The following is a 5903-nucleotide window of genomic DNA, read 5'->3' on the forward strand; positions in this document are numbered from 1 at the left end:
CGGGCATCGTGAAAAATCTATGGCAAAGAAAGCCTTATGTTCTCATAACTGACGATTAAATCGCACCTTCCCTAAATCGGCTTCCATTCCGCCCGGTAAAGCAAAACTGATATTTACCCTGTCCATAAAAGAAATAATGCAGGCAATAAGAACCGGGGCAATAATTCGCCACCAGCGTGTGCCGGGTATTTTATTATTCATATTTTTCTCTCTGTCGCCGAGGATAGAAAAAACCAGGGTAAGAAATTACGCAATTACATTGGGCAACGGTTCCTGCGCAAACCAGGCTTCGACGTTAGCATAAACGACATCGCTCATTTTCTGGCGGGTCTCATGGGTGGCGCTGGCCACGTGAGGTTGCAGTACAACATTGTCGAGGGCAATCAGTTCTGCCGGAACGTTGGGTTCATCTTCGTACACATCGAGTGCGGCCCCGGCGATAACACCTTTTTGTAACGCGCTGATAAGCGCGCGTTCATCCACCAGCGAACCGCGGGCGATGTTGATAAGCCATGCGTGTTTCGGCATCACGTTAAGAACGGTAGCGTCAATCAGTTTATGGTTTTCCGCCCCGGCGGATGCGGCAATCACCAGAAAATCACTCTCATGGGCCAGGGTGTGCAAGTCCGCGCACCACTGGTAGTCGAGTCCGGCAATTTTCTGCCGGTTGTTATACAGGATTTCCATATCAAAACCGCTGGCGCGACGGGCAATAGCCTGACCGATATTCCCCATCCCAAAGATCCCAATACGTTTGCCGCTGACCTGGGTCGCCAGCGCAGGCGCTGACTTAAGCCAGCGTCCTTCACGAACAAATTTGTCGCCCTGACAGAGCTGGCGGGCACCAGCCAGCAGCAGCCCCATCGCCAGATCGGCCACGCCCTGAGTCAGCACGCCGGACGTAATGGTGACCTGAATATTGCGCGAACGGGTGTAATTCAGATCCACCGCATCAGTGCCGACGCCAAACAGGGCAATCAGCCCCACCTGCGGCAGCGCCTCAAGAACCTGATTGCTGACGCCAATATCACCGCGCGTTACCACCACCTGAATGGAGTCGCCAACCTCCTGCAGAAAGGCAGCGGCGTCCGGCTGCTCGTAAAGACGGTGAACCCTAAACGCGCTGGAGAGTTTATCCAGCAGGCTGTCCACAACAGGGGCAATCAGCAGAACGGTGCGGGGGGTTTGTGTATTCATAGTATTACCTGTTTGAAAGTTTCAGTACGTCAGATGCGTATTATCAAACGGGTTTTTGGCAGGTAATTTTGCGATCCAGGTCACGCAGAATCGTGTTAAAAAAGCGTGTTACCTTCTGCGTGATCGATATGGACAAATCGGCTCTGTTCCCCTGACGGCTGTCGACATTAGCACAACAAAACGCTAACAATCTGAGCTCGCCTGTTCGGCTCAGATTGTCTCGCCCATCGACAGGCGAAAATGGAGATCGACTTTTTCTATGGTTGGTAATCCTTTGATTTTTTTGATGATGATTTCAGTTGCCACTTTCCCCATTTCGTAACGTGGCGTCAGAACACTCGCAAGACGAGGGCTGATGATCTGCCCGATCTCCAGACCATGGAATCCGGCAATCGCCAGTTCAGAGGGGACTTTTATACCGCTCGCAAGGCATTCCTGTAACACCCCTACCGCCAGGTCATCATTGGTGCACAAAATACCGTCCATATCAGCATACATCTGGCGGGCCAGGGTCATCATGCCGGTACCAATCGAGACCGAAGAGACCTTATTGGGCGCGATACGTCCCACCGGTAAGCCCTGGGCTTCCATGGCCTGACAGTAGCCACTGTAGCGCTGTTCATCACGCACATCGGACATGGAGCCGAAGTAGATAATGCGTCTCTTGCCGCTGGCCAGCAGCATGGTGGTCATATCAAAGCCCGCCTGCACATTATCGAACCCCACGTTGATACGGTCCGGGTTCGCCGACAGGCCCATCACTTCGGCAATGGGGATTCTGGCGGCTTTCAGGTATTTCTCCGCCCGCAGGCTGTGCACGGATTCGGTCAGCAGCAACCCCTTAACCTTAAAAGCCAGTACCGTGGCAATCTGCTCTTCCTCGCGCTGGCTGTCATAATCGTAGTTGACCACCAGCGTCTGATAGCCCTGCGCGGCGGCCACGGACTCAATACCGGCAAGCAGGTCAGCAAAGATCTGATTATTAAAAGAAGGGATAAGAACACCGATGCGCGGCAGGCTGTTAGCCGACATTGCCGGGTTATCCGGATCAGGCTGGTAACCGACCTCCGCAATCACGCTGGCGATGCGCTCTGCGGTATCAGGCTTCACCCGCTCCGGGGTTCGCAGATAGCGACTGACCGTCATTTTAGTGACCCCCGCCAGCGCCGCGATATCATGTAATGTAATTCGTTGTGGTTTCATTGTTGATACCTGTTCTGACGCCTGCGCAAGCCTGACATTATGCCCCGTGTTACCTAAAAAGAGAATTGCCAGAACGCGCATGGCAACGCGGTTAGCGCCTGAATTACCCCGTATTTTCCATCCAGGTTCACACTAAAGGTAACCCCTTTTCGTAACATGGATTTGAGTGATCTTCATCACAGTTTGACCCTGATAAAAACCGTGAGATAGACAGCACATCATCAGGGCAGGAAATAACAATGAACGATCTTTTTAGTTTAAACGGCAAACGTATTTTAATTACCGGTTCAGGTCAGGGGATCGGTTTTGTGATGGCTCAGGGGCTGGCGCAATATGGCGCGGAAATTATCATCAACGATATTTCCGCCGAGCGTGCAGAGCAGGCGGCAATGAAATTACGTGATGAAGGTGCAACCGCCTGGACCTCAGTATTTAATGTCACTGATGCACAATCCGTTGAGAAAGCCATCGACGATATCGAAAATAATATTGGCGCCATCGACGTGTTATTTAATAACGCCGGAATTCAACGCCGTCACCCTTTTACCGAATTCCCGGTTGAAGAGTGGAATGCCGTTATCGCCGTCAACCAGACGGCCGTCTTTTTGGTCTCCCAGGCCGTCGCCAAACGCATGATGACGCGTAAGCAGGGCAAAATCGTCAATATTTGCTCCATGCAAAGCGAACTGGGCCGCGACACCATCACCCCGTATGCCGCAGCAAAAGGAGCGGTGAAAATGTTGACGCGTGGGATGTGCGTTGAACTGGCGCGATACAATATTCAGGTAAATGGCATCGCCCCTGGCTATTTCCAGACGGCGATGACTCAGGCGCTGGTGGATGACAAAGCTTTTACTGACTGGCTGTGTAAACGCACCCCTGCCGCCCGCTGGGGCAACCCGGAAGAGCTGGTCGGCGCCGCGGTGTTCCTCTCTTCAAAAGCATCCAACTTCGTCAACGGGCATCTGCTGTTCGTGGACGGCGGCATGCTGGTGGCAGTGTAAGGAGCCGATGATGGCAGGTCAGTGCGTAATTTTAATGGGCGTCTCCGGCACCGGAAAATCGACGGTGGGGATGGCGCTGGCCCAGGCAATGCAGGCCAAATTTATCGACGGGGATGATCTCCATCCCCGACACAACATCCGCAAAATGGCCTCGGGCCAGGCGCTCAACGATGACGACAGGCAACCATGGCTGGAGCGCATATCGGATGTAATTTTCAGCCTTGAGCAGAAAAATGAGTCCGGCGTGCTGGTCTGCTCGGCGTTAAAAAAACGCTATCGCGACCTGCTGCGGCGGGGCAATAACAATGTGCGTTTTCTGTGGCTGAAAGGAGATTACGCCTGCGTGCTGGACAGGATGCGCCAGCGTCAGGGACATTTTATGCCTGAAGCCCTGCTGCAAAGTCAGTTCGCGGCGCTGGAGCTGCCGGCGGAAGACGAAGTGGACATTATTGCTGTTGATATCGCGCCCCCTGTCGCCACCCTCGTCGCACAAAGCCTTTCACTGTTACAAAACCATGTTAAGCAGGATGTTGCCGTATGATTATTGATAACCTGACCGCCGCTGCCGTTAACCCGATTTATCCGGCTATTATTCGCCAGACTTTACAAGCCATTATCGACAAAGCGCCCCATTCGCTGCCTGCCGGGAAATATCCGTTGCAGGGTGACAGCGTGTTCTTTTCGGTCGTTGAAGGCCATACGCGAGCGCTCGCCGAACAGCGCCCGGAATTTCACCGTCAGTACATTGATATTCATATTGTGCTGGCGGGTCTTGAGGTGGTAGGTGCCGGGGTAACCGGCCTGCCGCTGGATTTGAGCGAGCCGTTTAATACCGCCTTCGATCTGGGCTTTTGTCAGCATATCGCCAGCGAAACGCTGATCCACCTGCAACCAGAAGAGCTGGCGATTGTTTTCCCTCTGGAACTGCACCGCCCGATGTGCACTCTCGACGCACCGGCAGCACTGCGCAAAATCGTGGTGAAAATCGACGCAGCACTTCTCACCGCGTAACCCATAAAAAAGTCCCGCACGACGGCGGGACTATTCTCTCAGGGCGACCGGGATCAGTTATCCAGCTCACTCATGTTTTTCACCTGGTCGCGGTTAATCTGCTCGGTTTTTCCCGTCTCCGCATTTTCATAGGAAACCAGCCCCGTATCTTCATCAACCTGTGGCTTGCCATCGGTCACAATGGTTTTGCCATCAGTGGTTTTTAGCGCCTGGTTTGACGAGCAACCTGCAACGGTAAACAGCGTGGCGGCAGCAAAGATGGACATTAATAGTCGTTTCGATCGCATGGTGTTCTCCCCTGCTTTCAGATGGATTAGATTACATACCTCACTATTTTAGTTTAACGTCCTGAAATTTTATGAAAATACAGAAGGTTCCGAGAGCGGGCATCGCGGCAAGCCGATGCCCGTAGCTGAGACGTTACGGCTTAAGCTCCAGAATTGAGCTCATCATTATGTGGTTAATGTTGCTCATGACTTCATAGTAGCGGGTTGTTTCTTCGCCACCCGTTTTAGGGTTGCGCCATTTCTCGCGGTTCTGTTTTTCAAACTCCTTCAGCAAATCTTTTTGTTCACTTGCCGATTCTGCGTGAATAAAGGCTGCATAAATTTTGCTGGCGGCATCCAGGTTTTGCTGGAGTTCAGGAGAATTGAAATGCGCAGTTATTTCTGGCGGCTGATAACGTGACTCCCTGATACGCATATTTTTGCTGTAGTCAGCTGACGGAGAAAATTCATTATCGTAATAATACTTAAAGTCCTGGATGCGGAAGATCTTGGTTTTGTAATTATCCTTCGATGTCGATGACATCGATTGTGGGAATGACTCCGTCGGGTTCAGTTCCCAATGATTTTCGAATTTATCAATAAACAGTTCGCTCCCCAGATCGTTGAACGGGCCGGTGACGGTCTGTCCATCAATTGTCAGGGTGTGAACATCGCTGTTTTCACCGGCTGGCTGTACCCCTGGCGCCAGATACTTTTGTACCACGTAAATATAACGGGTTCGGGTCGGGTTAATGAGGCCGCTCTCGCCCGAACCTGGCCAGGCGTAAAACACGCTGAAATTCACCTTTTCACCCTTTTCCAGCGTCAGCGTATGTTGACCCGCATCGAGTTTGATATTTTGCGACGCCTGCGCCGGAACCGTGATTTTTTGATCGTCGATCGAAATAGTTAATGGTTGCCCGGTAGGGTTATCAATCAGGAATTCTTTACTGTCGCCAAAGCAGGCGGTCAATGTTATGCAGGCTGCCAACAGCATGATTCTTTTAAACACGTGTTTCTCCTTGAACGTGAAAGACGGACCCATTAAACGATATGGTTTAAGGGTAAAGGATGGTCACGTGGGAGTGAAAAAGAAATTGGCTATTAAATTTAGGGGGCGGGAGATAAAAAAAGCCAGCTTACGCTGGCTTCAGACTGCTGACAAAGTCCTGGCCGTGAGGCCGGGACTTTGATCTAATTAAGTCAGTGCAATTAACGGACT

At 51.8% G+C, this 5903-nt stretch carries 7 protein-coding genes and 1 pseudogene; 3 read left to right on the top strand and 5 right to left on the bottom strand.

What is annotated here, in order from left to right; translation table 11 throughout:
* Positions 1-69: 69 nt before the first annotated feature.
* From ACSZO4_RS24155 to ACSZO4_RS24165, 3 genes and pseudogenes are all read right to left on the bottom strand, one after another.
* Positions 70-201: pseudogene (locus tag ACSZO4_RS24155) on the bottom strand (MFS transporter); the annotation flags it as partial.
* 45 nt (positions 202-246) lie between these two features.
* Positions 247-1197, bottom strand: coding sequence for a 2-hydroxyacid dehydrogenase (locus ACSZO4_RS24160; RefSeq protein ID WP_437891624.1), 951 nt, complete (start codon positions 1195-1197; stop codon positions 247-249).
* Positions 1198-1407: 210 nt separating this feature from the next.
* On the bottom strand, positions 1408-2400 hold the full coding sequence (locus ACSZO4_RS24165) for a LacI family DNA-binding transcriptional regulator (RefSeq protein ID WP_437891625.1): 993 nt from the start codon (positions 2398-2400) through the stop codon (positions 1408-1410).
* Positions 2401-2639: 239 nt separating this feature from the next.
* Between ACSZO4_RS24165 and idnO the strand changes: the two genes are divergently transcribed.
* From idnO to ACSZO4_RS24180, 3 genes are read left to right on the top strand one after another with little or no spacing between them, the layout of a single operon-like run.
* Complete coding sequence (gene idnO / locus ACSZO4_RS24170; protein WP_437891626.1) at positions 2640-3404, top strand: gluconate 5-dehydrogenase; 765 nt, start codon at positions 2640-2642, stop codon at positions 3402-3404.
* Between the two features lie 10 nt (positions 3405-3414).
* A complete protein-coding gene (locus tag ACSZO4_RS24175; RefSeq protein ID WP_437891629.1) occupies positions 3415-3945 on the top strand; it encodes a gluconokinase in 531 nt (176 codons plus the stop codon).
* Positions 3942-4415 carry a YhcH/YjgK/YiaL family protein gene (locus ACSZO4_RS24180; protein WP_437891627.1) on the top strand — a complete coding sequence of 158 codons (474 nt, stop codon included), beginning with the start codon at positions 3942-3944 and terminating at the stop codon, positions 4413-4415. Before ACSZO4_RS24175 ends, ACSZO4_RS24180 begins: the two co-directional genes overlap by 4 nt.
* Positions 4416-4468: 53 nt before the next feature.
* Here ACSZO4_RS24180 and ACSZO4_RS24185 read toward each other — a convergent pair whose 3' ends face one another.
* Positions 4469-4702 (bottom strand): YgdI/YgdR family lipoprotein, encoded by a 234-nt coding sequence (locus ACSZO4_RS24185; RefSeq protein ID WP_437891628.1) that lies wholly within the window; start codon positions 4700-4702, stop codon positions 4469-4471.
* A gap of 133 nt (positions 4703-4835) precedes the next feature.
* A complete protein-coding gene (locus tag ACSZO4_RS24190; protein WP_437891630.1) occupies positions 4836-5678 on the bottom strand; it encodes a hypothetical protein in 843 nt (280 codons plus the stop codon).
* Positions 5679-5903: the final 225 nt, after the last annotated feature.

Origin of the sequence: Phytobacter sp. V91 (assembly GCF_965644225.1) — a bacterium.
Taxonomy (GTDB): Bacteria; Pseudomonadota; Gammaproteobacteria; order Enterobacterales; family Enterobacteriaceae; genus CBFFRJ01.

What these genes read in the sequence shown, in the direction of transcription:
- ACSZO4_RS24160 (WP_437891624.1), bottom strand. Translation starts at nt 1,197, where the DNA reads ATGAATACACAAACCCCCCGCACCGTTCTGCTGATTGCCCCTGTTGTG.
- ACSZO4_RS24165 (WP_437891625.1), bottom strand. Translation starts at nt 2,400, where the DNA reads ATGAAACCACAACGAATTACATTACATGATATCGCGGCGCTGGCGGGG.
- idnO (WP_437891626.1), top strand. Translation starts at nt 2,640, where the DNA reads ATGAACGATCTTTTTAGTTTAAACGGCAAACGTATTTTAATTACCGGT.
- ACSZO4_RS24175 (WP_437891629.1), top strand. Translation starts at nt 3,415, where the DNA reads ATGGCAGGTCAGTGCGTAATTTTAATGGGCGTCTCCGGCACCGGAAAA.
- ACSZO4_RS24180 (WP_437891627.1), top strand. Translation starts at nt 3,942, where the DNA reads ATGATTATTGATAACCTGACCGCCGCTGCCGTTAACCCGATTTATCCG.
- ACSZO4_RS24185 (WP_437891628.1), bottom strand. Translation starts at nt 4,702, where the DNA reads ATGCGATCGAAACGACTATTAATGTCCATCTTTGCTGCCGCCACGCTG.
- ACSZO4_RS24190 (WP_437891630.1), bottom strand. Translation starts at nt 5,678, where the DNA reads ATGCTGTTGGCAGCCTGCATAACATTGACCGCCTGCTTTGGCGACAGT.